Genomic DNA, 25,744 nt, shown 5'->3' with positions numbered 1-25,744 from the left:
CGGGTTTACGCAAGGAAAGAGTTCGTGAAGAGGCTGGATTAGAAGGTTTGATAGCCATAGATTATTGGTAATTCCGTTCCTTTCCAATTGCAAATTGGAAAATTTTAGAAGGGTTGGACAAGCCATTAATAATCAGCGCTTTGGGCTGATTTGGACTTGGAACGGGAAGAAGAGAGGGCAAACTACACCTAGTTTGGGAAAAACAGGAATAGATGGATAGGCATCTTTTCTATTTGGCGAGAACTTCTTCTATCCGATTACGGTGAAATTCATCGTCGTAAAGCGGATTAGGCTGGCCTGGAACCGGGGCGTTGACTTCCTTTCTCCAGGCGTTAAGGAGGGATATGAGTTGGTCCCGCATTTCGGGTTGGATAGCAACCAAGTTATGGGCCTCTCCGGGATCCTGCTCCAAGTCATAGAGTTCATAATCATTGTTTTCAAAATAGTGGTGCAGCTTCCATTTGCCCATTCTAACCACCGAACCGGGGCGGGTCCGGAAGAGTGGATCCCTTCCCCCATCCTCCTTGGGATTATAGGCCTCGAGGTAAATGGGGAAATGCCAAAAAAGTGCTCTTTCCGCTAGCTCCTGTTGGTCAAAAAGAGGTGTCAAGTCCAGCCCATCCAACGCATCACTGCTTAGGCTAGCCCCCCCTTTGATGATACTTCCGATCGTGGGAAAAAAATCCAACTGGGTGACCGGAACATCGGATGTGCTACCGGCCTGAATCCTCCCTGGCCATCGGATAACCAACGGAACCCGGATACCTCCTTCATAGTAAGAGCCCTTTCCTGCCCTAAGGGGGTTTTGATAAGAGATGTCCCGGATACCCCCATTGTCCGAAGTGAAGATTAGGAGGGTGTTTTTCGTGAGTTTCAATTCATCCAATACGACCAGTAATCTCCCTACATTTTCATCAACGGAAGCTACCATTGCTGCATAATCTGCTCGATCCTGTCCGTCTGATCCGGGCTTACTTTCAAATTTTTTAATCCATTCCGCCTTCCCCATAATAGGGGTATGCACGGAATAAAAAGGAAGATACAGGAAAAAGCGTCTTTTTCTGTTTCCCATTATAAAGGCAATTGCTTCATCAGTCAGACGGTCGGTCAGATACTCTCCCTCGGGACCATCCTCTATAAAATCAATCTTATACGGACTAACATATCCTCCACTCCCCGGATTGCCCCTTTGGCTTCCCCCCACGTTTACATCAAAACCATGTTGCCGTGGATCTTCATTCACATGCCATTTGCCAAAGGTACCGGTAATATACCCGTTATCCTGTAGCATTTCGGCCAAGGTGTAGATAGAATGCGGCAAAAAATCGTTGTTGGCCGTGGGGATGATCCTTCGGGTTTTCGCGTCTCCCCTCTCCGAGCTACCCACGGTATAAATCTGATGTTTAGGGGTATTCATCCCACTCATCATAGCGGCCCTACTCGGGGCACAGTTGGCCGCCGCAGCGTAGGCATGGTAAAACACCATACCTTGCGCGGCCAATTTATCCAGGTTTGGGGTTTCATAGTAATCACTGCCCATAAACCCTAAATCCTTCCAGCCTAGGTCATCCACATTGATCAGGATGATGTTAGGTTTACTCTTGGCTTCGCTACAAATAATCGGCAAGATCAGTAGAAAAACGACGTAGAACCCCCTGTTATAGCTATTCATTTTGCTCTTACTTTTGCATCCGAAAATAGTCATTGTTGTCATACCGTGATTCCTTAGCCCATTTGACATTGATCTTTGGCAAATACTTCCCCAGTTCCGATTTGACCTCAACGTAGGCTTGTTGGTCGGCCAAATTTTACCACTCATCGGGATCTCGACTCAGGTCGTACAATTCCTCTGAGCCATCCTCGTAACGAATGTAGCGATAATCTTTGGTTAAAATGGCGTGGTTGTTTCGGCCCCAGGTGGTTATTGCAGTGTTTTTTCCCGCAGTTACCGGGATTTTGGCGGGAATAAATATGTCTGGAAATTTAAAAAACCCCTCCAGATCCATCCCTAAAGGCACCTTCGCTGCGGTGGGCACTGGGCCTTATCCTTGCTCGGTTCTGTTGGGTGCATTGCGGTTATGTTTTTGATCATCGCAGTGGCCACCGGCATGGCATTCCTTTTTATTTCACTGATTTTTGTTTGGTTACAAAGCCGCGAGTTAAAGACAGCATGGGGAGATGTGTGCCGAAAAATCTACATGGCCATGATTGGCACCAGCCTATTAAACCTGAGTCAAAAAAAGGCTACAAAGGCATGGAGGCCAAGCCCATTGGTACTTTCCGGAGCACCTACCAGCCGTTGGCACCTTATTGACTTTGCCATTTCAATTATCCACAACCGGGGAATTCTAACGGTAGCAACGGTTCTTACCAGCGATCATCTCGCTAGTGACCGGTTGCGAGCGCTCGAACTAAATATTGAGGAATTTTTACTGAAGCGGCAAACGCAGGGTTTTGCACGGGTAGTTACGGCACCGGATCCTTTTACCGGATCGGTTGATTTTGTCAAAGCGTACGGCATTGGTTCATTGATTCCCAATACCGTTATTCTAGGTGATACCGAAAACCCGGCGCACATGGCGGACTATGGCGAAATGATTTCCCAATTTCACCTGCTGAACAGAAATGTCGTCATTATCAAGGACGATAAGGTCAAAGGGTTTGGAAACCGGAAAAAAATGATCTTTGGCGGGGCGGCCGGAAGACCAATAGTGGCCTGCTGCTCATCTTATCCTATCTCTTATCTACCAGTCGTGCCTGGTACGGGGCTGAGGTTACGGTGAAGATGATGGTAAAAACGGAAAAGGTTGCGCAGGATGCACAAAAAAACCTATCGGTATTGCTACAAAAACTGCAATCCTGGATTCATCGACTCCCTACCACCATTCTTGTCCTTGCCGCAAAAGATATCTCCTTTGGTGAAGTTCTCCTGCAACAGGATATCTTTCGGAATGATTAAGCCCCCCTCTCAATTACCCTAGTGATCCGGCAGGTTCTATCTACCCTGGATGGGAGGTGCATTGCTAAGGATGGAAGAAACTTCTAATTCACTAAACACCCCTCGCTCTCAACCTAGGTGGGGCGGCCAAAAAAACAAGGGCCAAACCGGATTAGGAATGGCCCTTGGAAACCAAATCGTCATTAGACAAGCGTTGGCGTTTGGCGCAAATTTAACGTATTCCCTTTTTTATCACAATTACTATCGGTTGAACACCAGTAAATTAGAACTTCTTGGCACCGATATACCAACTCCTTGCAGGTTGGGATCGTCATCCTATAGCTGTCACTTTGGTGTTCTCAAGGGAAGAACTGAACCTCTTGTTTTTTAATAATTTAGATCAATAACCGGGATTTTGAGGGTATCCAGGAGAAGAGTCTATAATACGTTGCGGCACAGGCAAATAGTGGTACTGCTCCGAAATCAGTGAAGATACTGTCGGATTAAATGCCCTTACCCGCTCAACGTACTTGTTATGACGAACCAAAACATATTTGCGATGTTCTTCGAACAAAAGCTCACGGGCGCGCTCATCCAACAGAAAATCTACAGAAACATCCGATGAAGTGATTTCAGGAGCATTTGCCCTCCGTCGAAGCACATTGATGGTTTCAGCAGCTTCGGTATTTTTGCCCTGCATAATTTGCGCCTCAGCGAGTAGTAAATAAGTCTCTCCTAACCTTAAGTAAATTTCATCTTTAAAACTTTGTGCCGCTCTAACGTTCTGTTCGAGTGCCCAATCGTACTTGGTGATAGAAGGCCAACCAGAATTGTTGTAAACCATTCTTTCTTCACTCCAATCAAGCCATAGCGTATCTCCCAAAGCATATCCTGCGCCTGCATCTATTCTATCTCCAGGTTGGATGATATAATATTTCCGAAGAGCGTACGGGCCACCACGGTCGTCGTTATCTCCAAAATTTTCAATAGCCCATTTTGTCAAAGAAACAGCAGATAGTCCCCTACCTCCTCTTTCAACCGTAACCTGTAGAGAAACACCCTTGAATTTGATATCGTAGGGAGAATTGAACAGGCGTCGCATATTTGACCGATTCTCTCCTCCGATAACTTGAAATTCCCTTTGGAATGACCACAATACTTCCGTGTTACCCTGATTCCTGCTGACATTCCCATCTATAAACATATCGGTGAATGGCGTGCCTGGTTGATTTCGTTGAATTCCATACCGTTCAGTAACTAATGAAAAGTTACCATTATTGATCAAATTCAGCGCCATGGACTCTGCCTCACTGTACTGTCCCCAAATAAGGTATAACTCTGCCAAATAATGCATTGGTACGGCCTGCGATATTCTACCGGGGATTTCCTGTACTTCTGGGAGATGTTCCATTGCAAACAACCAATCAGCTTCCATCTGCTCTTCTACTTGGATTCTTGGCGTAGGTCTCCATTCTATACCAAGATCTGCACCCGTTGACTCTTTTGTTGTCAGTGGCACGTCGTTCCAGAGGTTGGTCAAATGACGGTAGGACCAAGCCCTGATCGTTCTTGCTTCGGCCAATACACGGTTTTTTCTTGCTTCATCTTCTGCGGTATTCGTGCCTTGCCAGTCAACGTCTGCATTCTCTGCACGTTCTATAATCGTATTCGCAGCGTTTACCACTTGGTACAGCCATTCAAACAGGGCTCCAAACTCCCCAACCTCCGAATTCAATAAGTGCAAATCGATAAATCCGAGGAATGCACCCCCTCCCCATCTCGTTCCATAGGAAATATCAAGCCCTTGCATAGTGGGAATATTGAAAGCGTAATTTCCGGTATTTCCGGGACCATTCCTTTCCTTTATAACATAAGCGTAAAGACCATTAATCCCTGCTTGAAACCCATCGTAATTCCTATACAGGTTATTTGCAGAGATGATATCTCTTGGGTTTTCTTCCAAGAAGTCCTCATGTAAACAAGAACTAAACAGAATAAAATTGAATAATAACAGCGTATTTATAAATCTTTTCATTGCCTGTATTTTTTAGAATCCAATATTGACACGCATAACATATATTCTTTGCAGAGGAATCGACTCCTGATCTGAAAGTTCTGGATCAACTCCCGTCCAGTTGGTTAGCGTAAATACGTTATTGACGTTAAAACTAATATTGAAACTGCTCACATTAAGCAGCCTTTTTGCGACCTGACTTAGATCATAAGCTACTCTTAAATCTCTTAACCTTACGAAACTGGCATCTTCGAATAGTGGAGCACCCGGGTTGGCGTTTACATTGATCTTATTGGCAGGATACCTATTGGTAGGATTTTCCGGTGTCCAGTAATCCCATGTATTAATGTTGTTTCTTCTATACTCCCAGGTCAGCCCAGGATTACCGAGTTCGTTAGGCCTTTCGATACCTATAACCCCTGAAAAAAACAGATTCAGTGATAGATTTTTATACTTAAAATTAGAATTTAGACCACCTACAAAATCAGGGAAAGTTTGTCCTCGAATGACACGGTCTTCCGGTGTGATTTCTCCATCTCCATTTGTATCAACAACCTTGACCCATCCTGGCTTGGCATTTGGCTGTGCACTTTCTCCGATATTATCGTCCAACTGCCAGATACCTCCAAAATCATAGGTATAATACACATTGATTGGCTCTCCGATAAACCACCTGTTCAACAAATCATTCTGACCGTCTCCGTATAACGCAACTATCTTATTTCGCGCAGCACTGTAATTAAGCGCTAGGTTCCATTCAAAATTCTGAGTCTGAATTGCCTTACCGTTTATGCCAAATTCCAAGCCTTTATTTTCAGTCCGACCTAAATTTTCAGTTATCTCTGAGCCAGGTATCCCAAAGATGGAGGAAATTCGCCTGTCTAAGAGCAAGTCACTTACATTTGACTTAAATACATCAAAAGACCCACCAAGTCGTCCGTTGAGCAACATAAAATCTATACCTGCATTCCAGGTACTGGTGGTTTCCCATCCCAATCTAGGATTTGCCAATCTATTAGGCACGTATCCGGTAGCCGTAGTGGTACCTGTGCTTCCACCTAAGTAATGGTTTTCAGATAGCCTGGAAAGTGTTCTGTAAGCTCCAATAGCTTGGTTACCATTCTTACCCCAGGATGCCCTTAATTTTAGCAGTTGAATCCAGTTGAAATTGTTCGCAATAAAATTCTCTTCTGATATGTTCCAGCCCAGTGCAACGGAGGGAAACGCTCCAAATTTAGTGTCATCCCCAAAACCAGAAAATCCATCTCTCCTCATTGTCGATGTCACCAAATATTTGCCTTTAAGGGAATAATTGAGCCTCACCATTTGAGAAACCAATCCAGTTTGAGTCAAACTCGATGATGGGTTGATCAGCGTTCCCGCGTTTTCCTGATAGGTGGTTAAAACATGGCCTGGAAACCCTTCTGCTCTAACTCGCCGCATTTTATTCTCGTCGCTTTGAAAACTATATAAACCAGTCAGTCTAATGGTATGGTCTCCAATTATTTTTTCATAATTAAGAATATTTTCAACCAGTGTACGTATGGTGTTTCTATTTGACACATCGGAAACCCCACGATTTGCTAGACCTTGGGGCGTTTGGTCGTCCCAATAGGTTTCCTGAGTCAGCTGTCCATATGTGATCCCTGTATTAATCCGATAATTTAATCCCTTGATAAATGGAATATCTATATCAAAGTAATTATTGGAAAATAAATTATGGTCACGGTCATAATTTTGCGCATTTAAGCCCCCCAGCGGACTATTGAAAAACACATCCTCAGGCCATGGGAAAATTTTGATTGTTCCATCTTCATTAAACGGTGTAGTCAATGGATTCATTCTGAAAGCAGCACCAAAATCAGCAGGAACACCATCACGATCGAGGTATACCAGGGATGTATTCGTGCCGAATCTAAGCCAGTCTGTCAGGTCCTTTTCAAAATTCAATCTAAGAGAATACCTGGAGAAATTATCATTCTTTGCGATACCTTGGGTTTTCAAAAAATTTCCAGAAATGTAAAACAAATGACTATCCCCGCCACCCGATAAGGACAAGGTGTGTTCTTGTTGTTGCCCCATTCTGGTGATAATATCAATCCAGTCTGTGGAATTACCCGCTGCATAGTTTTCCAATTCTGTTTGGGTAAAAGCTACATCAGGGTCCGTCTCAAGGTATTCCAATTTGCGGTTATAAAACTGTTCGGCATTCATTAAATCTGGCTTCTTTGCCAGTTGGACTATGCCATTGGAAGATCGGATAGAAACTCTTGCTTGTCCCCTATTTCCTTTGTTTGTAGTAATTAGAATTACGCCATTGGCTCCCCTTGCTCCATAAATCGCTGTTGATGATGCATCTTTCAGCACATCGATAGATTTGACATCCGCAGAGGGAATCTCCGATAAATTACCCGCCCACGGGATTCCATCCAAGACTATTAATGGATTGTTACTTGCGGTGATAGATTGTTCTCCCCTAATGGTGATGTTTGCGGTTTGCTCGGCATTCGATGAATTGATGGAAACGGATAGGCCGGGCATAACACCCTGTAAAGCCTGAACAATATTTGGTGAAGCCGCATTTTCCAGTGCTTCTGATCCCACTGATGCCACCGAACCGGTGATATCTGCTTTTCGTTGGGTACCATATCCCACCACGACCACTTCTTGCATCAGTGATTGATCCTCCTTAAGGTAAATAGTAAGCTGCGTTTGGTTGCCCACCTTAATGCTCTGCGTCTCGTATCCAATAAACGAAACCCTAATTTCATCTCCTACCTCAACGTTGATGTTAAACTTGCCATCTATATCGGTAACGGTACCTAAGTTGGTTCCTGCCACAAAAACTGTAGCGCCAGGTATGGGCTCTCCTTTTTCATCTGTGACTGTTCCAGTAATCGTGATATCCGCTTCTATTTTTTCTATGGGTAGCGCGCTGTTTTTCTCCGATTTCTTTACGTGTATATTGTAATCCACCTGTTTGAAGTTGAGGTTGGTTTGCGTTGCCAAGCTCTGAAGAACGCTGTACAGGGAATTCTCGTCCGACCTCACCTCCACATTTGGGATTTCCCTAAGCTCTTTGTTGGTAAACACAAAATTATAACCCGTGCTTTTTTCCAGTTCACGGAACACACGTTCGATTTTCACATCCTCAAGGAATAACGATACCTTGACTTCCTCAATGTTCTTGACTTGGGCATTCCCATTCCATGCCAGCAAGAGGCTCATGGTAAGGCATTGGAAAAGGAACGCAATAGAGAATAACTTGGTCATGTGCAATACATGCTTAAGTATGTTTTTTTTCATATCTTTGATTGGTTTGTTTGGGCTATGCCAATTGTTTAAGCAAACATTTACGGATACAGGGATTGCCGTCTCTGCGTCCGGAGTTCAAGGGCCATGAATGCACCATCATTCATGGCCATTTTCGTATATTAACGGGTTTTACATAGGCACGCTGGGGTTATAATGATGATTCAAATTTTATAATGACCCGGTCTTTATTTACCTGAAAATCAAACCGGGCTGAATAACTCAATCCTTCTAGGACACCTTCTAGCGTCTGATCTACAAATCTTCCAGAAAGGAGTACTCCTCTTTCAGGGCGATTTTGTATTTCAACCTTGACTCCATACCAATTTTCCAGCACCCGAATTGCCTCTTCCATGGGGGTTTGCTCAAATAGGATGGTCTTTCTTGTCCATGCCAGCACCTTTTCCTCCTGAATCTGGTGTTTCATTTGTACACCCGTTTCCATTTTTATGAACAACCCCTCACCTGGGTACAAGTTAACCTGATCCGGTTCGTCAAAATCCAACGCCACACTGACCCTTCCAGTAATCAAGGCCACACTGAGAGGTTCATTATCGTATGAACTGATATTGAACGAGGTTCCTAAAGCGGTGGTGGAAACCGGACCCGTTATGACGGTAAATGGTCTTAAACTATCTTTTGCTACTTCGAAATAAGCTTCTCCGATCAAAAACAATTCCCGCTTGTCCGCTTCAAAATTCTTGACATAACGTAGGGTACTGCCAGCGTTCAATATCACCTTAGAACCGTCCTGAAGTGTCAGATTGGACTTCACACCTGGCGGAACCATATGTTCTTCATACACTACCGGAACTTCTACAATTTTATCCTCCGGAGGCTGATACGTTAGGTTAAACAAGACACCCATCGCAAATACCAAAACCAAAATACTGGCCACCCTGTAAAATTGACGGTTGGGCTGATACCGATGCATTGGTCTATCGGTTGTAAAATGCTTGAGAGTACTTTCCGGGCTGATAGGGACTACTCGTCTGTTTGCTCTCCCCTCCTTGGGGTCATCGATTACCCTACGAATGGAGGACCAAGTATCCTCGATGCGCTTGTCGCTCACATCGTAGGAATTTCTCGACAAATGGAGCAATGTCTTCCGCGCGATCTCCATTTCAACACGCTTTTCCGGATGCTTTCGCAAAAAGGCTTCCCAATAGGCCTTTACCACTCCATCCGGAACAAGAACCCAGGCCCGGAATTCCGGGTCTAGGACAAAATCTTCGACAGTATATTCGGACTTGCTCATAAAAGAAGGCTTTCAAGTATAATAAGACCGCTAACACAAAAAGTTATCCTCGAAAAAAAATAAATTTTTAAAATTTCTTTAACCCAAAAAACGGCACCATCCGAATATCATGGAATTTTCGACAAAAAAAACCAAATCCTATACCCCTTATTTAACTGTCAATAAACTAGTTAGATAGGTTATGATCCAAAAAACAACGATTACCCAATAACCAGCGGAATGGACAACCAACATAGGGCTTTACGCAGGGTAGCAAGTGCCTTCCAGGCTAAGGTATAAACCGAACGAAGGTTTATACCCATCACTTTAGCTACTTCTTCGTAACTCAGACTTTCAAAATACAAATATTGAATCACTTCATTTTGCCTGACCGGCAGCTTCTGAAGACCATCTGCCAACTTCCGTTGTAGCATTTCGTTCCGTTGGGTGTTGATCAAGGTTGTCTCCACACTTTCTATCTTGTTGGAAGCCTCCTCATAGGCTTGGCGCAATTTCTCACTCGATTGAGCGGCCCTTCTATTTTCCTTGTGGATACGGTTAGATAGTGACCGGAAAAGGTAAAGTCTTACATTGTCAGTAGCCTTTATATTCTCCCGGTATTTCCAGAGATCGATAAAGAGCTCCTGAATGCAATCCTGTGTAAAATCCGCATCCCCAGAAATGGAGATGCCCAATTGGAACAACCCCTTGGCAAATTGCCTGTAAAGGCATTCAAAGGCATATTGATCACCGCATTTGAGTGCCCTCCAAAGCTCTTCCGGATTCGATTCTGATGATAAAGAGGTTGATTTTCTCACACTTTCCATGCGGGCATTTTGGCTTCATTGTCATAATAGTCACTAATAATAATGAAATCTACCTAAAACTCCATAGATCTTTTTAAAATAAAATTACCCGCTATGGGCCTTCACCACTTCAGTGAAAAGCATCCAAACCCAATCAGATCAAAAGTCACCTCAATCTTCCCATTACTAGCTCCTTATTTACTTAACAGCAAGTTGCCACTTTTTGTTGGTTCTCTGTAATGCTGGGCAGGTAGTTTGTCAAAATAGACCTTTAAGATCCCTATTACGCTATTTCACAAAATCTATGGAGCTTTTACAGCCAAGTAGGCCAAAAAAAGCGGCTCCTTTTGATTAGGGTCAACCCACTGTGTAATTTTAGGCACATTTTAAAACTAATAAAAAAACATTTTTTAATTTATATATTTATAAATTAACCATTGATTTACAAAATAAAAATTTATTTTAATCATTAATAGACTATATAGATATTATTTCACATCAATTAGATTTGTTTAGTAAAATATTTTATAAAATTACTTATATAAAATTCATCCAAAAGACTAGGAAATGAGTAGCGAAGTGTGAAGAAAAAACCTTGGAAGACCGCTGATAAAGCGCTTAAAGCTAACCACCGTACATGATGCAGAAGCAAAATAATAAAATTTTAAAAATAAGCCATTCGTAAAATAAAAATTTATCTATACAAGGAAAAATATTTATTTTATAAATTATTTAATGTCTTTTTCAAATTTTTGATTCGTTTAAAAATTATTTAGACCGAAGAGGCAAATTGATCCCTATTTGAAAAAGAAGGCACTATGCTTCTCTTTTGCCAATGCTTTCCTTTGGGTATCATTTTGATTGTAACGTATTTTGGTCTAAATTTCACCCCAAAAAGTAATCTTAAGAGTGAAATTTTAGTAATGTTTATTCATATTTATTATCACTTTAATTGCAAACTATGTTCAAAATCCTACTAAACCGATCGGGAGTGATCACTCCCTTACGCCGATTGATCGGGGGTCTGTTTTTGATGACCTTCCTTATCACTCAGTATGCATTCGCTCAAAACCGCTCAGTAAGTGGTAAAGTCACCTCCGACAGTGGAGAACCGCTACCGGGGGTAAGCGTTTTGTTGGAGGGCACAAACACGGGTACCATCACCAACATCGATGGAGAGTATCGGATCAATGTGCCATCTGCTGATGCTCTCCTGATTTTCTCCTTTATAGGATACCAATCAAAGCGACTCCCTGCTGGTAGTCAATCTGTCCTAAATGTTACGCTAGAAGAAGACCTAGCTCAGCTAGGTGAAGTGGTCGTCACAGCCTTCGGTGTGCAGCAGGAGAAAAAATCCCTAGGCTATGCCGTGCAAGAAATCAAGGCTGAGGCTATCGTAGAAGCCCAGCAGCCTAACTTGGTCAATGCGTTACAGGGAAAAATCGCAGGAGTTCAGATCAACAACTCAGGAGGAGCTCCCGGAGCCTCTTCTGTAATATTGATTCGTGGCGGCACATCGCTAAGCGGTAACAATCAGCCACTATTCGTCGTGGATGGTATTCCGATAGACAACAGTGCCCCCACTGGAAGAGGTGTTGGACTTGGTGCTCAAAACACCGTAAACGCTAACCGGGGTATTGACATTAATCCCGAAGACATTGAGTCAATCACTGTTTTGAAAGGACCGGCTGCCGCTGTTTTGTATGGCCTTCGTGCTTCGGAAGGCGCCGTCATTATCACCACCAAAAAAGGGACTGCTGGTCAGGCACGTATCACCTACAGCAATGCCTTTTCATTTGATGAAGTCAACCGTCTGCCCGAACTACAGACCCGATTTAAGCAAGGAGTCAATGGCGTTTTCAATCCGGATGCCCGTATTTCTTGGGGTCCTGAGTTCGGTTCCAATGAAACCGTTTATGACAACCTAGGTGATTTCTTCCGGACCGCTACCACGCAACGGCACGACATTTCGGCCTCAGGGGGCAACGATCGCTCCACTTTTTACCTCTCCGCTAGCCGTTTTGACCAAAATGGCGTGATTGAAAATACGGATTTCAATCGTACCTCTTTCCGGATGACCGCGGAAACCAAACTTTCGGAAAAGCTCAAAGTCGGTGGTTCTGCCAACTTTACCAACACCCAAAATTCCTTTGCCCTACAAGGCTCCGGCGTTGCAGAAACGAACATAATAGGCGCTACCGGAGGTGGCGGGGGTGGTACCATGCGTGGCATTTATAACTGGCCGCTGAACGACGACATGCGCAATTACCTGAATCCAGATGGTACGCAGCGTACTATCTTGGGCGTGGCGCAGGATGCCTCTTTTGTAGACAATCCATACTGGAGTATCTACAATAATCCCAACACCAGCAATGTGAATCGAATGATTGCAGTCGCAAACCTCTCTTACGATCCGGTAGATTTCCTAAATATTACCTACCGGGCCGGAACCGACTTCTTCAATGAGGAATTTCGCAGTGTAAGAGGCACCGGTACTGTGATCGGAGGAGAAGAAAGAGGCGCCATCACCGAAAACGACCGGTTCAACCAAATCACCACGTCCACCCTACTGGCCACACTTAAGCACACCTTTCCCGGACAGTTCAACGCCAACTTAACGCTAGGCCACAATGTGGAGGTTGCCCGAAGCGTCACAACCGACTGGTATGGGCGTAATTTCATTGCCCCAAATTTCCCCAGCATCAACAACGTGGAGCAAAGTGACCGAACAGTATCTCAGGGAGGGTCCCGTCGCCGTATCATTGGCGCATTTGGTGACCTGAACCTAGATTGGAAGTCGATCGTTTTCCTCAACGTGCGGGGACGTAATGATTGGTCTTCCACCCTACCTCCAAATGCCCGTTCGTTTTTCTACCCCTCCTTGAGTACTTCCATCGTCGTTTCTGACCTCCTAGACGAGATAGGAGTCACCAACGAGGGCCCAAAAAAGATTCTTTCCTTTGCCAAAGTCAGGGCCTCATGGACTAGGGTGGGTAAAGATGCCCCGCCACACGTGTTGGGGAATCGCTTCTTCAATACCACAAATTCGTTTACCGCTGCTCCACGTGGCTTCATCGTGGATACCTACGCGTTCGGAAGCCCGGATTTACGGCCAGAGTTCACCAATGCCTTTGAAACCGGGCTGGATCTTCGTTTCTTTAGTGGGCGGCTGGGCTTAGACTTCACGTACTACAAAATGAGCTCTGACGATCAGATCCTCTTCACCCGTGTTCCCCCTTCGGCAAGTTCATTTATTGCCTATCTTAATGGAGGACGTATTGATAACGAAGGTGTAGAACTGATGGTCAACGCAGTTCCTGTTGTCCGCAATAAATTTCGATGGGAAACGGACATCAACTTTTCCCGAAACACCTCTACTGTGGTGGATCTTCCAGGAACCCTTGATCGGGTGGAGCAATCTGACGCATCGGTAGACGGATTCGTGGCACAGGGTGCCGGATTTTTGGGTGCTTCCCTTTTTGGAATCAATGGGGATGTGTGGAAAACCAATGAGAACGGCGTGTTATTGCTAAACAACGACGGATATCCTCAAATAGACCCCATCAAGCAAATCATCGGCGACCGAAATCCGGATGCACTTATTGGTATCACCAATACCTTACGATACAATAATCTCGCCCTGTCGTTTCTGTGGGACATTCGGATAGGTGGGGATATCTACAATGCCACTGAAAATGCGCTGGTACGTAGCGGGCTCAGCACGCAGACACTGAATAGGGGAACTACGACGGTCTTTGACGGCATCATCGAATCCACAGGCGAGCCAAACACCCAGCAAGTGGTATTGGATCAGAACTTCTACCAACTGGTTTACCGTGGAAACGGCCCTGCCTTTGTAGAGGATGGAAGCTGGTATAGACTACGCTACGTGACCCTTTCTTACCGCTTACCCAAAACCCTACTGGAGCGGGTAAACATCAAAGGACTCGAATTCTATGCTACCGGGCGAAACCTAATCCTGATAACTAACTACTCGGGTGTGGATCCCGAAGTAAGCTCTGGCGGTGCCGGTGTAGCCGGAACCGGCTCGATGGGCATGGACAATCTGGGGGTACCTGCCACAAGAGGTTTCGACTTGGGACTTAGATTGAGTTTTTAAATGATTAACCGATGAAGACGATGAAATCGAGCATGACGCAAGCGACACACACTGAGATGCCCCGATAGCTATCGGGGAATTCGTGCGACCTGCCTGCCGCAGGCAGGGATTCCATCTGACCGCTAAAGAACAAATTATAAACACATGAAAATCAAAACTATAAACAAATTATTTCTGGGCCTCGCCCTGACCTTTACAGCTAGCTCCTGCGAGGATTTTCTGGATGTAAATGCCGATCCAAACAATCCCTCTTACATTCCGGTAGAAAACCGCATTGTGGGTGCGATCACCATGTCCAATGGGGCATCCCAGTGGCGGGGAGCCCGCGAAATAGCCGCGGTAGTACAGTATGCAGCTTCCGGTCTTCAGGCATCCGGTGCCGAAACCTGGAACTTTAATGCCAGCAACTTCTTCTGGCAGAATGCCTATACTTGGGCAATTCCCAACTGCGTTGACTTGGTTGTACAGGGTCAGGAGGAAGGCTCTCCCCACTTTGCCGGTGTAGGTCGTACCTTGGAAGCACTCAACTTTGGTATGCTCACGGACCAATACGGACGCATTCCGGTGTCATCTGCATACGATGGCGTAAGCCAGGTGAACTTGACTCCCACCTTTGATGATCAGGAGCTGGTGTATCAGCTGATCATTGAAAAACTGGATGAAGCGATTGCTTTTTTTAATGAAAGCGAAAATGCCATTGGGCTAAATCAGGCGGGAGGAGATATCATGTACCAAGGAGATGTGGATAAATGGCGTAGATTTGCCTATTCACTCAAGGCACGCTACCTGAACCACTTGAGTAAGAAAAGCAACTACGATGCCCAGGCGATTTTGGCCGCTGTCCAAAATGGCTTCAACGCCGATAATATGGATGCCGAATTCCCCTACCTTGAGGGAGGACAAGCGACTGAAGCCAATCCTTGGAGCGATGTGGGCTTTGGCGGCTTTACCAGCGCCACCAATCCCCGCTTCTTTTCTTACACACAGTTCTTCGTAGACCTACTCAAAACGCTTCCTGTAACGAATTCGGCATACGTAGACCCACGAATCGGTATCATCATGAACCCTGCTCCTGCTGATGGCGAATTCCGTGGACTGATTCCCGGAGAGGGAGTACCGGGAGGACGCGTAGGTAGCGGCCCGTTTATAAATGGAGACAACTACGGACGGGTGACCGGAGGCTTCTATGCACGACCTGATTCTCCCTTTCCTTTTATGACATACTCGGAGCTGAAGTTTATTGAAGCAGAGGCCCGCTTAAGATCAGGGGACAACAGCGGGGCATTGGACGCCTATGAAGAAGGCGTACGCGCCAACATGCGAAAATTGGGCGTGCCCGCTGACGAAATGGAGGCTTTCTGGCAGGCTGTAGTCAACGATGGGGTAACTAACCATTTTAATGACCTGACATCCGGTCTTAGCCATATCATGCGGCAAAAGTACATTACGCAGGTCTTTAATCCGGAAACCTGGGTAGATATGCGCCGAATGGACTACCGACAGGAAATTTACGGGCCTTCTCTACAACAGCCCTCCAATATAAACCCCCTCTTTGGACCGGGAGAATGGATTCGGGGAATGATCTATGAAGGGAATGAGGTGGTAAGAAATGGTGACAATGTGGGCGATAACAGCCCCGAAATAAGACTAAAAACACCACTTTGGTGGGATACCGCCAACTAACGTAGACAGACTTACATTGAAAGCTGCCCCAAAAATTTTGGGGCAGCTTTTTTTAGAACCTATCCCCCCAGCAAAATTCGCTGCAAAAGAAGTAAATCATGCTAGATCCGTTCGATACCGGATACTCATCGCCATTCATTAATACTAAGATGTTACAGGCCCAAACAAAGCCGTAGACCAATTCGGCGAAAAGGAGCTAAATCTACTCCTGCGCTCCGGCTGCCCACCGGATCATCCGCATCAGATGCTCTTCCCCAAATGGGGTCACCAGTGGCCGCAAATCATGCCCGATCATGGTGTAGGCAAAGCGACCGCCTTCAAACTCCCGAATCCACGCCATCGGATGGTCCTCACCCATCGGTTTTCCCCCACTTTTTTTGAACTGAGGCCGGACAGGATCGTAGGTGGTTTCATCTAGGGTCAACAAGATCGTCACTCCGGGAAGGTCGCGCACACTGCGCTTGAAGTTCAGCCAATCTCCATCAAAGGTGAAAGTTTCAGGTAGTCCTTGATTCAGCCAATGGTTTTTGGCACCCGGATCTACCGCCACGCGGGCGGGAACATACTCCGAATCGCTGTCAAAATCGGTTCCGAAAAGCTCGCTATACCAATCCCAGGTGTCGTGATGGACACCGGCTGCATGCATGGCAACGAAACCCTTGCCCGACCTATACCACTGGATAAATGCCTCCTGCTGCGCAGCACTCAGGGACTTGCCAATATCGGTTGTGCTAATAAACAGTACCACATCGTACGCTGCGAGCTTTGCATCGGTGAAGTCCTCTGCATCTTCGGTGACGTCCACCTCAAAGCCATACACACCACCTAAGTGTACCAGGTGATCGTTGGTCATGGGAATGGCCGGGTGCCGGTACCAAGACGTTTTGGAGAACACCAGCATTTTTTTAGGAAGGCCTTGAATGGTCTTGATCTCAGCCTCAGCCTGTATTTGACCGCCCAGGTAGAGGCTGGCGTTTTCCAGGATCTTTAGCGGCTCGGGTTCGGTAAATATGCGGTACGTTTCGTGGCCGGGGCGGAAATAAAAAACCTGCCCACGACCCAGCCTCCAGGTCATGCCACTTCGGAAGTGCTCCCCGCCAGCCCAAGTTTCGCGCAAAATCACCTCGTCGGGCTCCGGAACGTGGAAGGGTTCATCGTACATCTCTGTTTCAGGAATGGTAAACCTGGACGGCAGGCCCTGCGCGATGGGATGTTCGGGGAGCAGCACATTCACTGTGCTCGGCTGCATTGGGGTGCAGCAGGCCGGAAAAACGCTGGTAGGCCGTTCCAGCAATACATGCCAATGGCCGTTTGGCAACTTTTCAATGCGGGTATCAAATCGGGGACTTTCTCGGCGGCTTGGCATCACATTGCTGCGCCATTGGATAAATTCCGGAACTACCAGATCCCGTTCCCGGATAGGCAGCATGTTGACCACATCCTGAATCGCGCGCTCCTCCATGGCCATATGGAACGGTAGAGACCAATGCGCCGAGTGCAATGCGATCAGCGAAAGCCTGCCCTCTTTTACCCGGTCCACGATCGCTTTGGCCGTTTCTACGGGTATCTCCTGGTGCCGCACATGACCCCACCAGATTAGGACATCTGTCTCGTCGAGCACTTCCTTGGACAGGCCCTGTTCCGGCTGATTGATTTTGGCTGAGCTTACTCGAAGGGCAGGGTTTTTTTGCAGGTGTTGGACCAGATGGTTGCCGAGGAAGTCCGGATACACCATTTTCTGCTCAGGCTGCTGCTCATCCCAAACCAGCACCCGGATGGGCTTTTGCTGGGTGGAAACAACCTTTCCGTTGGATGCAGGTTGATTTTTTTGAGCCAACACACTGGCCGGAAAGCTGAAAAAAATAAACGCGCCTAATAGATAGGTTAGGCGCAAAAAACGATCTGATAAAGATTTGCGTATTGTGCGCATACAGGCTATTGGAAACACGGCTAATCTGGGCATATATTTTTTCGGTCGTTTGGGTAAATTTCGAGGTTGTGGTGCCACGCCTTTTTGGAGAATGGCTACCGAGGAGCGAATGGCGCTGCTATTATTTAGCTTACTTCGATTCCGGTATATCGCTGCGGTCCATTTACTACCAATATAAAGACATCCTGCGCACGGAGGGCACCTATTTTATTATGTTGATTTCCCGTACGCTGCCTGTTAAGGTAATCAATTTACCTAATAATTGAATGGTCATACCTGCTTTCGTATCCCATTTACCCACGCTAATACTGGATTTTTACAAATTCGGAAAATTCCCTGTACTTACGGTATCATTACTTCCCAATACCGGGTTCGTTTGGAACTGCCCTGCTTGCCTTCGACTTCCATGGTGATGACCTTTCTGACTCCCTTTTTTTCAAACTTATGTATCGGGTTTTGTTCGTTGGAGCTTTCTCCATCCCCAAAATCCCAGGTCCATTTCTCGATTAATCCAACCGATTGGTCCTTAAACGCCACTATTCCCCTATCCTTGTCTATCACTTCAAAAGTCCAATCCGCTTTAATTGGTGGCAGAAACTGCTCCTCCAAGGGCATCAACTTAAAGGCACACAGATAAGAGGCATTGCTGACCATCCGGACATCATGAGAGAGATTAACATGGCCTTCCCTTTTCCCCCCATCAAAGTCCAAGATCGACCAGGAAAGGCCGATCACCTTGTTTTCCCATAACTTGGATTCGATCGCACCTTCAGGTCCGTCGTGAGGTGCATAATCATAGGGAGTGATCCACCCTTCCAGTCGCAGCGTGCCACTTTCGCCGTGTTTAAAATCAAAGTCGTAGGCGTAGTTTGCCTTAGGGAACTCGGAAATCCAGGGTTGGCTGCCCCACACCAGCACCCACGCATTGTTTACGGGTGGGGTGAAAATATGGTAGTTTTGGGCGTGAACGCCGCTGAAATTTAGATGATTTTCGATGTAGGCGTCGGATTGGGGCTCCCATTTCAGGTCGTTTCGATCATACAGGGGATTGTAGATAAATGGCCCACCCGAAAGGTCCCCATCGACCACGATCTCAAATATATCGTTTAAATAACCCTCCGGATTGAACCGCTCAAAATCCCAAAAATCATCATAGGCCTCATACTTAAAGTAAAGACGATTCATCTCCTTTACCCAACCGATGGTCACTTTTACGTCAAGATCTTCGGGAGAAATGTCGGTTCCCATGCCATCTTCAGTATCATTCAATTCATCGGTACCATAGGTATAATCCTTCGGAACGATCTCCCAGTCACTGAAATCCCCATCGATTCTTGGTATTTGATCGGTTGGGAATTGAAAAATCTTGAATAGCTTTCCATCCCTTGCGGTTTGATAGGTCGGGTAGCTTTGACCCATCGATTCCGAGAGGGTTGCTAATAAACAGAAAACCATAAAGATCCAACTGGAATAGTAACTGCTTGATTCTAAACTTTTATGTACTTTCATAAGGTGTATGATGATCTGCCTTTAAAGGTAACTTTTACCTTATGGGTTTCTTTCAGGCCTCTACTGTATTGCCATAAATCTAAAAATAAATCTTGAATACGATTTTATAAAATTCAATTTCACCCTATTCCTTGATTATAAACCAAGCCTTTACGAATCGGAAAGAATATACCTTAAAAAGGTTATCTCCCTATCTACTCAGGGTTTAATTTACTGGTTTTCTAAGCGTTGAAAAAACATCACCAAAGGGCCCGTCTGGTAGCGTAGCTTTCCAGGCTTTCAACATGGCAAGAAGATCAGTCACTGTTTCTGGCTTCTCAGCATGCAGGTCCTTAGACTCACCAACGTCTTTGGATATATTAAATAGCGCGACTCGGGAATGGTCACTATTCGTGACGAGTTTCCATTGATCATGTACAACGGCAAAGGCAGCCCAGTGATCAGAACCATGACGAGATCCGGGATGGATCTTCCAGAAAAGAGGCTTTTTTCGTTGCGGCATAGGTTCGCCCTTCAACACGCTGGTAAAGCTTATTCCGTCAGACACATAATCATCAGGCAACTTAGCCGCAGCCAGTTCACAAAAGGTAGGTAAAAGGTCCACCGCCGAGATAAGAGATTCGTCATCAATCATGCCCGCCTTGATCTGCCCTGGCCAACGGGCGATAAAAGGCACACCTATACCTCCTTCGAAAACTGCCGCTTTAAAACCTCGTCGACCACCGGTAGTACCCTTGGACGCGGCTGTGTTCCACCCAGATCCCGTGGCGTGATCATCCATCAATAAAAGTTCCGTGCCGGGTCTGGCACGCTCCGGACCGTTATCGGAGCTAAAAATAACCAGGGTTTGGTCTGTAATTCCCAAACGGTCTAAGGTAGCGAGCAGTTGACCGATTCGCTCGTCCGCATGGGCTAGCACTGCTGCGTATATTTGATCCTCCCGATGTTCCAGGTGGTCAAACATTCGTTCGTATTTTGGCAGTGAATGATGGGGAGTGTGGGGCTCGTGTATCCAAAGGTTGATGAAGAAGGGCTGATCACGATGAACGCTTTCTTCTATAAATGCGCTTGCCAAATTCGTATCTTCGAACCAGGGCATCTCTTCTCCGGAGCAGTTAAATGCGGCATAATCGTCGTAACCATAAGCATCGGGTCTTGGTGAATCCGTAACGGGGCTATTGGACAAATGCCACTTCCCAAAGAGGGCGGTGCGGTAACCAGCTTCCTGTAAAAAACGGGGTAGCGATGGTGCTTCGGGTGAAAGCCAATCTGGCATTCCGCGACGGACATTGTTGGGAACTACATCAAAGTGCTGAATAATGCTTTGTCGGGCCGGAAACTGGCCAGTCACAACCGCAGCCCGACTGGGTGAACAGACACCGGATGCTACGGTGAAGCGGGTAAAATCGGTTCCTTCAACCGCAAGTCGGTCAATGTTTGGGGTCTTAATATAGGGATGTCCATGACATGAAAGATCGCCCCAACCCCAGTCGTCAGCAAATATAAATACAATATTAGGCCGATCGTCCTCCGAACAAAATGCACCATATTCGACAAGGAATAGTATAAAAAACAAAGTCGTTAGCTTTTTCATTAGATCTTTAATTTACACACTAGGTTCTAATTCATGTAAGCCGAATAGGCGGTTATTGGATAAAGAGCCAAGGCCTCATCCCCCAGCACGCTCGACCAGTGATCCCTCCTCATACTTTGTGCCGCAAGGCTTCCAGGTAGTATCAGACTCACTTTTAGCCATCGGGGGGAAGGGATCGGCCCTTCTTTTAATCCGCTGCCTGCATGAAGCCGGCCAAGCGGATACCTTCCTGGGAAATTCTTCATGGGCTCAAAATCATCGTATCTCATCTATTTAACGTAATCATGACCGCTATTGCTTTCCTGGCAGGAAAGCAACCATGCTTTTAACTGAGCAGAAAGATTACTGACCTTATCCGGATATGAGGTTGAAACATCCTCCCTTTCTCCGGGATCCTTGATCAAGTCATAGAGTTCATAGGTATTGCCTTCATCGGAAGAATACAACTTGAACTGATTGTCCATGATGGCTTCCTGTTTTTGAAACTTAAAAAAAATCGGATTGGGTCTTTTCTCTACCTGATCCGCTAGGTAGGGAAAGACATTCACTCCGTCCAGTGGATGGGCTTGGTCTTCATTCTCAAAGCCCAAAATCCCCAAAATGGTAGGAAAGTAATCGTTCGTTGACACGGGCAGGTTGGTTTTCCTTCCTTTTGAGATTTTTGCCGGCCATTCCAATACGGCGGGAACCCGTACACCACCTTCATAAAGACTGCGCTTCCGCCCTCTAAACGGCCCAGCGGAACCCTGGGTCCGATTGACCTGTTCCTTCCCTTCCGGACCATTGTCACTGCAAAACCAGATCATCGTATCGTCCGCCACACCCAATTCCCGGAGGGTTTCCCTCAATCTTCCTATCTGTTCGTCCATAGCGGTGATACTCCCAAAATAATGTTGCTTATCTTCGGACAGTTCCGGATAAAGTGCTCGGTACTCCGGTCCAGCCAGCACGGGGAGATGGGGAGTATGAAACCAGACCACCGTGAAAAAGGGAGTTTTCTCTTCTGCCGCGTCTTTGATAAAGGGTATAACCCTGTCCATAATCACCCGGGAATCGTCTCCTTCCAGGTTATCGGAGACCTTTTGGTCTTCACCGACCCAGTAGTAGGTACCGAAATGTTCTCCCGGTGTCCGCTTACCGATATCTCCAGCACTTGCATCCGGGGTTACCATAGGATCCCAGGTGGGCACTTTGGACTCCGTGGAAAAGCAGACATCAAATCCGTTTTCCCATGGTGGGGAATAATCCTTTGCCCCTGCGGGTCCACCTCTGTTGGCATCTTGTTCTTTTACGGTCAGGGTTCCTAAATGCCACTTGCCAAAATGCCCGGTACGATAGCCTTGGCCCTTCAATACTTCGGCGAGCGTAATCTCTTGCCTTTTCAAGTGGCCCACATTGGCATGGGTGATTCCATACCGTTCCGGATGTCTTCCTGTCAGTGCACTTCCCCGCGTGGGCGAACAAACTGCAGAAGCCGAATAGAATCGGTTCATCTGTATGCCCTGCTTAGCCATTTCATCCAATGCAGGAGTCTTGATGTACAGATTCCCGTTAAACCCCACATCCCCCCAGCCCAGGTCGTCGGCCATAATTAAAATGATGTTGGGTCTGTCAGGGGTATTATGCGCGTAAACCGGTACCAAGAGTAAGGAATACAAAAAGGAGCTGATTTGGATAACGCACCAAATAGGCCTGCTCTTGGATTCTAGTTCGATCATATTCCTAGTGTATATTTTGGGTGGGAACTTCAAGTTAACGCATAATTACCGTTAAAAAAAATCTAAAAAAATTCGGAAACAATACACAGGAGACCCTAAGATCTAATAACCTATCTTCCAGCGGATTGGGTATTCCTGAAAACAACTAGGCGGTTCACTACCAATCACCTCCAAAGGAGGATGCATTTATTCACTGCAATGGTATACCATCCCAGATGCATGCTGTCCGTCAAAGCTATTTAGTGCTGACCAATGCGCGGCAGGTTCTTGATACATCCTTGACTCAATGGTTGATTTGGAAATACCGTCAGAAATCACCCTTTCGGACGTATCGCCTTGGCCGGTACTTACATCAGAAGAAGCAAATCAAAAAAACTCCCGTATAAACTGTCGACTGTCCATTACGGGAATCTCAGCGTAGAAAAAATCCGATACGTTCTCTGTTATAATCAGTTGACAACCTTCCTTAATCGCTGAATAATACTCCAGGCCATCCTCAAAATCAATTACGCGCTTGTTATTGATTGCTTTTGTGACCACTTCATGATCCACACAGGTGCTTCCTATTTTTGAAGTCAAAACTTGGATTTTACTTTTCGCCACCTTTGATCCACTTTTCTTTTCAGAGAAATAAAAAGAGATCGCCAAACATATAGGGGACGTAAACAACTGATAGGGAGTTCGATCAGCCAGACTCAAGATCCTAGAAGTATAGTTGAAAACTGGATATTCCTGATTGAGCACGGAAATCAAGATATTTGCATCCAGAAACAGCTTCATTTCTTGGATTCAAAATAGTCATCTTTCAATGACTTTCGGGAAGATGGCTTTTTATATTCGGCAGGGCCCTCCGCCACCATATGCACCCAATCAGAAATTGGCAACTCGTCCAAGGACTTATAGTCCCCAGACGTGATCTGAGCATACAAAAATTCTGTAAGTCTGGATAAACTTATCTGCTGGGAAGCCGCGAACGCTTTGGCCTTTTCAATAACCTGCCTATCGAAGGAAAGTGTGATTTTGGCGTCCATAGTAGTTCTATTTTTAGTTATACGACAAAGATAAATTTTACTTACGTACAAAAAAACTAATTTGCCAAAATTTTTTGTCTTTCAGGTCTTTGTAGTCGCTTCTTCCTAATCGAATTAAGCCTCTATGACCTCTACCTCTAGCAATTCATGCTCATTCATATACACACCATTTCTACTTTATCCGCTAGCCTTACCTCAATCAAAATCCAATCTAGCATAAATCAATTCCACACTATCTTTAAAGCCCTTGTCCTCGAAATCCGAAATATAGGTTTTGGGTAATTGGCTATCCCCTTTTGCCTCGATCATCAACGCGTTGCATCTACTTCTAAGCATTGCCAATACCTCTTGCTTATCTTTTTCATCCGCCAGATTATGCCTTTCATGGGGATCATCTTTTAAATTAAACAGCTCTTCATAAATCGGCTCCTCGCCCATAAAAGGTGCAATTAAGGATAGAACATGCCGCTGATCCTTTTCCTTGCTATAATACCGAATATACTTCCAATCCTTGGAGCGAACGGCCTCCATTCTTGGGTAGTTTTGTTCCATAAACAGGTTCTCGCTGAAAAAATCCGCTCTCCAATCTTTCTGGGAATTCTCAAGGATAGGTTTTAGACTTTTTCCTTGCATGGCAGCAGGTATTCCTATGCCGGCAAAATCAAGAAGTGTAGGGGCTATATCGATGTTGAGCGCTATTTCGTCCGCAACTCTACCATTAGACAACCCAGGAGCATATATAATCATGGGAATTATCAAATCTATGTCGTAGAGGAAGGTCTTGCCGGCTAGCCCAAATTCCCCATGAAAGAGACCATGATCCGACGTAAAAACGATGATGGTATTGTCAAGGATTCCCTGTCTTGAAAGTTCCTCCACGATTTTCCCCACGACCTGATCTATGCCTGTCACGGTTTGGATCGTTCTAATCTGATTCTCCTTGAGTGATTTTGCCGTTTTCGTCCAGTTATAACTTGGCAGGTATTGCCCGTTATACACATCCACCGGCAGCTTGGGCGTTTGGATGGAATCATAGGCAATGTAATCAGCAGGCAAGGGAATCTGATCGATCTGATCCCGGTAGGCTGATCGATACAGCTCAGGGTCATCCGGCAACTGTTTCATCGAGTTAGTCCCGTTGCTATGGGGAACGTTAAAGTTGATCATCAGGCAAAATGGCTGGTCTGTGGGACGGGTACGTAGGAAGCTTTGGGAGGTCACCAACGCCTCATCAATACTTAAAAATTCATCTACCGCCTCTTGAATGATATCTATCTGATTGTCTGCATTGGCATCTTGGAAAATCTCATGCACATTCTTGGGGTAAAAGGAAAGATGCCCGTGACCCGCCCTCCAGTAGTCAAACGATTCCTCCATCACGCCACTTTTATACCCGAGTCCCTTTTCGCTTTTCCCGACAGGCGTGTGATTCTTGCCCACCCAACCCGTGTAGTAACCATTTTCACGAAGGAGCATGGGGTAGGTTTGGGCAAAAGCTTCTTCCGTCATGACGGAATTGGAGCCAAAGGTGACGCCATGCTTTCGTTCGTACATCCCTGTTAAAATGGACGTTCTGCTTGGGGTACAAATGGCGGACGTGACAAATGCATTACTGAAAAGGGTTCCCTCAGCGGCGAGCTTATCCAGATTAGGAGTTTGAACAACAGCGTTGGCTCCTATCGCCCCTAAGTAGTCCCATCTCATATCGTCTGCTAAGACAAAAACGATATTTGGTTTCTTGACCTCCTGATCGTATTCTTTACAATTTGTCAAAAAACCCATCGCTCCTAGGAGCAATAGCAGGATCAAATGGTGCTTTATCTTCCTATTTTTCATAAAAGACCCCTGGATT

The 25,744-nt window shown here is 45.8% G+C and carries 17 protein-coding genes; 4 read left to right on the top strand and 13 right to left on the bottom strand.

The features are described from left to right. Positions 1-229: 229 nt before the first annotated feature. The gene (locus IAQ59_RS10635; RefSeq protein ID WP_209330782.1) at positions 230-1,672 is read right to left on the bottom strand and encodes a sulfatase; all 1,443 of its coding nucleotides are present in this window, start codon (positions 1,670-1,672) and stop codon (positions 230-232) included. Between the two features lie 221 nt (positions 1,673-1,893). Here IAQ59_RS10635 and IAQ59_RS22620 point away from each other — a divergent pair, with 221 nt between their 5' ends. Both IAQ59_RS22620 and IAQ59_RS10625 read left to right on the top strand, forming a co-directional pair. Beyond that, positions 1,894-2,088, top strand: a complete 195-nt coding sequence (locus tag IAQ59_RS22620; RefSeq protein ID WP_209330781.1) for a hypothetical protein — start codon at positions 1,894-1,896, stop codon at positions 2,086-2,088. Then, on the top strand, positions 2,079-2,783 hold the full coding sequence (locus tag IAQ59_RS10625) for a hypothetical protein (protein ID WP_209330780.1): 705 nt from the start codon (positions 2,079-2,081) through the stop codon (positions 2,781-2,783). Before IAQ59_RS22620 ends, IAQ59_RS10625 begins: the two co-directional genes overlap by 10 nt. 555 nt (positions 2,784-3,338) lie before the next feature. Here IAQ59_RS10625 and IAQ59_RS10620 read toward each other — a convergent pair. The 4 genes from IAQ59_RS10620 to IAQ59_RS10605 form a co-directional block, all read right to left on the bottom strand. Continuing rightward, positions 3,339-4,973 carry a RagB/SusD family nutrient uptake outer membrane protein gene (locus IAQ59_RS10620; protein ID WP_209330779.1) on the bottom strand — a complete coding sequence of 545 codons (1,635 nt, stop codon included), beginning with the start codon at positions 4,971-4,973 and terminating at the stop codon, positions 3,339-3,341. Between the two features lie 12 nt (positions 4,974-4,985). Beyond that, entirely contained in the window at positions 4,986-8,258 is a 3,273-nt protein-coding gene (locus IAQ59_RS10615) for a SusC/RagA family TonB-linked outer membrane protein (RefSeq protein WP_209330778.1), read from the bottom strand. Between the two features lie 157 nt (positions 8,259-8,415). Further along, complete coding sequence (locus IAQ59_RS10610) at positions 8,416-9,522, bottom strand: FecR family protein (RefSeq protein WP_209330777.1); 1,107 nt, start codon at positions 9,520-9,522, stop codon at positions 8,416-8,418. Between the two features lie 200 nt (positions 9,523-9,722). Then, positions 9,723-10,328: an RNA polymerase sigma factor gene (locus IAQ59_RS10605; protein ID WP_209330776.1), complete on the bottom strand. Its 606-nt coding sequence runs from the start codon at positions 10,326-10,328 to the stop codon at positions 9,723-9,725. 940 nt (positions 10,329-11,268) lie between these two features. On the opposite strand from IAQ59_RS10605, the gene IAQ59_RS10600 reads away from it, so the two are divergent. Both IAQ59_RS10600 and IAQ59_RS10595 read left to right on the top strand, forming a co-directional pair. Continuing rightward, positions 11,269-14,427: a SusC/RagA family TonB-linked outer membrane protein gene (locus IAQ59_RS10600; RefSeq protein ID WP_209330775.1), complete on the top strand. Its 3,159-nt coding sequence runs from the start codon at positions 11,269-11,271 to the stop codon at positions 14,425-14,427. Positions 14,428-14,571: 144 nt separating this feature from the next. Continuing rightward, positions 14,572-16,110, top strand: coding sequence for a SusD/RagB family nutrient-binding outer membrane lipoprotein (locus IAQ59_RS10595; RefSeq protein ID WP_209330774.1), 1,539 nt, complete (start codon positions 14,572-14,574; stop codon positions 16,108-16,110). A gap of 202 nt (positions 16,111-16,312) precedes the next feature. On the opposite strand, the gene IAQ59_RS10590 is transcribed toward IAQ59_RS10595, so the two are convergent. From IAQ59_RS10590 to IAQ59_RS10555, 8 genes are all read right to left on the bottom strand, one after another. Beyond that, entirely contained in the window at positions 16,313-18,073 is a 1,761-nt protein-coding gene (locus tag IAQ59_RS10590) for a ThuA domain-containing protein (protein ID WP_209330773.1), read from the bottom strand. A 309-nt stretch (positions 18,074-18,382) separates the two neighbouring features. Then, a complete protein-coding gene (locus IAQ59_RS10585; protein WP_245189542.1) occupies positions 18,383-19,459 on the bottom strand; it encodes a PKD domain-containing protein in 1,077 nt (358 codons plus the stop codon). 295 nt (positions 19,460-19,754) lie between these two features. After that, on the bottom strand, positions 19,755-21,143 hold the full coding sequence (locus IAQ59_RS10580) for a sulfatase family protein (RefSeq protein WP_209330772.1): 1,389 nt from the start codon (positions 21,141-21,143) through the stop codon (positions 19,755-19,757). A 26-nt stretch (positions 21,144-21,169) separates the two neighbouring features. Then, a complete protein-coding gene (locus IAQ59_RS10575; RefSeq protein ID WP_209330771.1) occupies positions 21,170-21,412 on the bottom strand; it encodes a hypothetical protein in 243 nt (80 codons plus the stop codon). Continuing rightward, positions 21,413-22,861, bottom strand: a complete 1,449-nt coding sequence (locus IAQ59_RS10570) for a sulfatase family protein (RefSeq protein WP_245189541.1) — start codon at positions 22,859-22,861, stop codon at positions 21,413-21,415. It abuts the gene before it with no gap. A 366-nt stretch (positions 22,862-23,227) separates the two neighbouring features. Continuing rightward, positions 23,228-23,641, bottom strand: coding sequence for a type II toxin-antitoxin system VapC family toxin (locus tag IAQ59_RS10565; protein ID WP_209330770.1), 414 nt, complete (start codon positions 23,639-23,641; stop codon positions 23,228-23,230). Beyond that, on the bottom strand, positions 23,638-23,892 hold the full coding sequence (locus tag IAQ59_RS10560) for a DUF6364 family protein (protein ID WP_209330769.1): 255 nt from the start codon (positions 23,890-23,892) through the stop codon (positions 23,638-23,640). The genes IAQ59_RS10565 and IAQ59_RS10560 overlap by 4 nt, the downstream gene beginning before the upstream one ends. A gap of 195 nt (positions 23,893-24,087) precedes the next feature. Beyond that, the gene (locus IAQ59_RS10555) at positions 24,088-25,728 is read right to left on the bottom strand and encodes a sulfatase-like hydrolase/transferase (RefSeq protein ID WP_209330768.1); all 1,641 of its coding nucleotides are present in this window, start codon (positions 25,726-25,728) and stop codon (positions 24,088-24,090) included. Positions 25,729-25,744 lie beyond the last annotated feature (16 nt).

This window comes from Lunatimonas salinarum, assembly GCF_017811155.1.
Taxonomy (GTDB): domain Bacteria; phylum Bacteroidota; class Bacteroidia; order Cytophagales; family Cyclobacteriaceae; genus Lunatimonas; species Lunatimonas salinarum.
This window is presented reverse-complemented; position numbering and strand designations above follow the sequence as displayed.

Bases quoted from the DNA above. Each gene is read 5' to 3' on its own strand.
- IAQ59_RS10570 (WP_245189541.1), bottom strand. From the start codon at position 22,861: ATGATCGAACTAGAATCCAAGAGCAGGCCTATTTGGTGCGTTATCCAA.
- IAQ59_RS10585 (WP_245189542.1), bottom strand. From the start codon at position 19,459: ATGGGTCAAAGCTACCCGACCTATCAAACCGCAAGGGATGGAAAGCTA.
- IAQ59_RS10635 (WP_209330782.1), bottom strand. From the start codon at position 1,672: ATGAATAGCTATAACAGGGGGTTCTACGTCGTTTTTCTACTGATCTTG.
- IAQ59_RS10565 (WP_209330770.1), bottom strand. From the start codon at position 23,641: ATGAAGCTGTTTCTGGATGCAAATATCTTGATTTCCGTGCTCAATCAG.
- IAQ59_RS10595 (WP_209330774.1), top strand. From the start codon at position 14,572: ATGAAAATCAAAACTATAAACAAATTATTTCTGGGCCTCGCCCTGACC.
- IAQ59_RS10590 (WP_209330773.1), bottom strand. From the start codon at position 18,073: ATGCCCAGATTAGCCGTGTTTCCAATAGCCTGTATGCGCACAATACGC.
- IAQ59_RS10555 (WP_209330768.1), bottom strand. From the start codon at position 25,728: ATGAAAAATAGGAAGATAAAGCACCATTTGATCCTGCTATTGCTCCTA.
- IAQ59_RS10610 (WP_209330777.1), bottom strand. From the start codon at position 9,522: ATGAGCAAGTCCGAATATACTGTCGAAGATTTTGTCCTAGACCCGGAA.
- IAQ59_RS10625 (WP_209330780.1), top strand. From the start codon at position 2,079: ATGTTTTTGATCATCGCAGTGGCCACCGGCATGGCATTCCTTTTTATT.
- IAQ59_RS22620 (WP_209330781.1), top strand. From the start codon at position 1,894: ATGGCGTGGTTGTTTCGGCCCCAGGTGGTTATTGCAGTGTTTTTTCCC.
- IAQ59_RS10605 (WP_209330776.1), bottom strand. From the start codon at position 10,328: ATGGAAAGTGTGAGAAAATCAACCTCTTTATCATCAGAATCGAATCCG.
- IAQ59_RS10580 (WP_209330772.1), bottom strand. From the start codon at position 21,143: ATGAAAAAGCTAACGACTTTGTTTTTTATACTATTCCTTGTCGAATAT.
- IAQ59_RS10560 (WP_209330769.1), bottom strand. From the start codon at position 23,892: ATGGACGCCAAAATCACACTTTCCTTCGATAGGCAGGTTATTGAAAAG.
- IAQ59_RS10575 (WP_209330771.1), bottom strand. From the start codon at position 21,412: ATGAGATACGATGATTTTGAGCCCATGAAGAATTTCCCAGGAAGGTAT.
- IAQ59_RS10600 (WP_209330775.1), top strand. From the start codon at position 11,269: ATGTTCAAAATCCTACTAAACCGATCGGGAGTGATCACTCCCTTACGC.
- IAQ59_RS10620 (WP_209330779.1), bottom strand. From the start codon at position 4,973: ATGAAAAGATTTATAAATACGCTGTTATTATTCAATTTTATTCTGTTT.
- IAQ59_RS10615 (WP_209330778.1), bottom strand. From the start codon at position 8,258: ATGAAAAAAAACATACTTAAGCATGTATTGCACATGACCAAGTTATTC.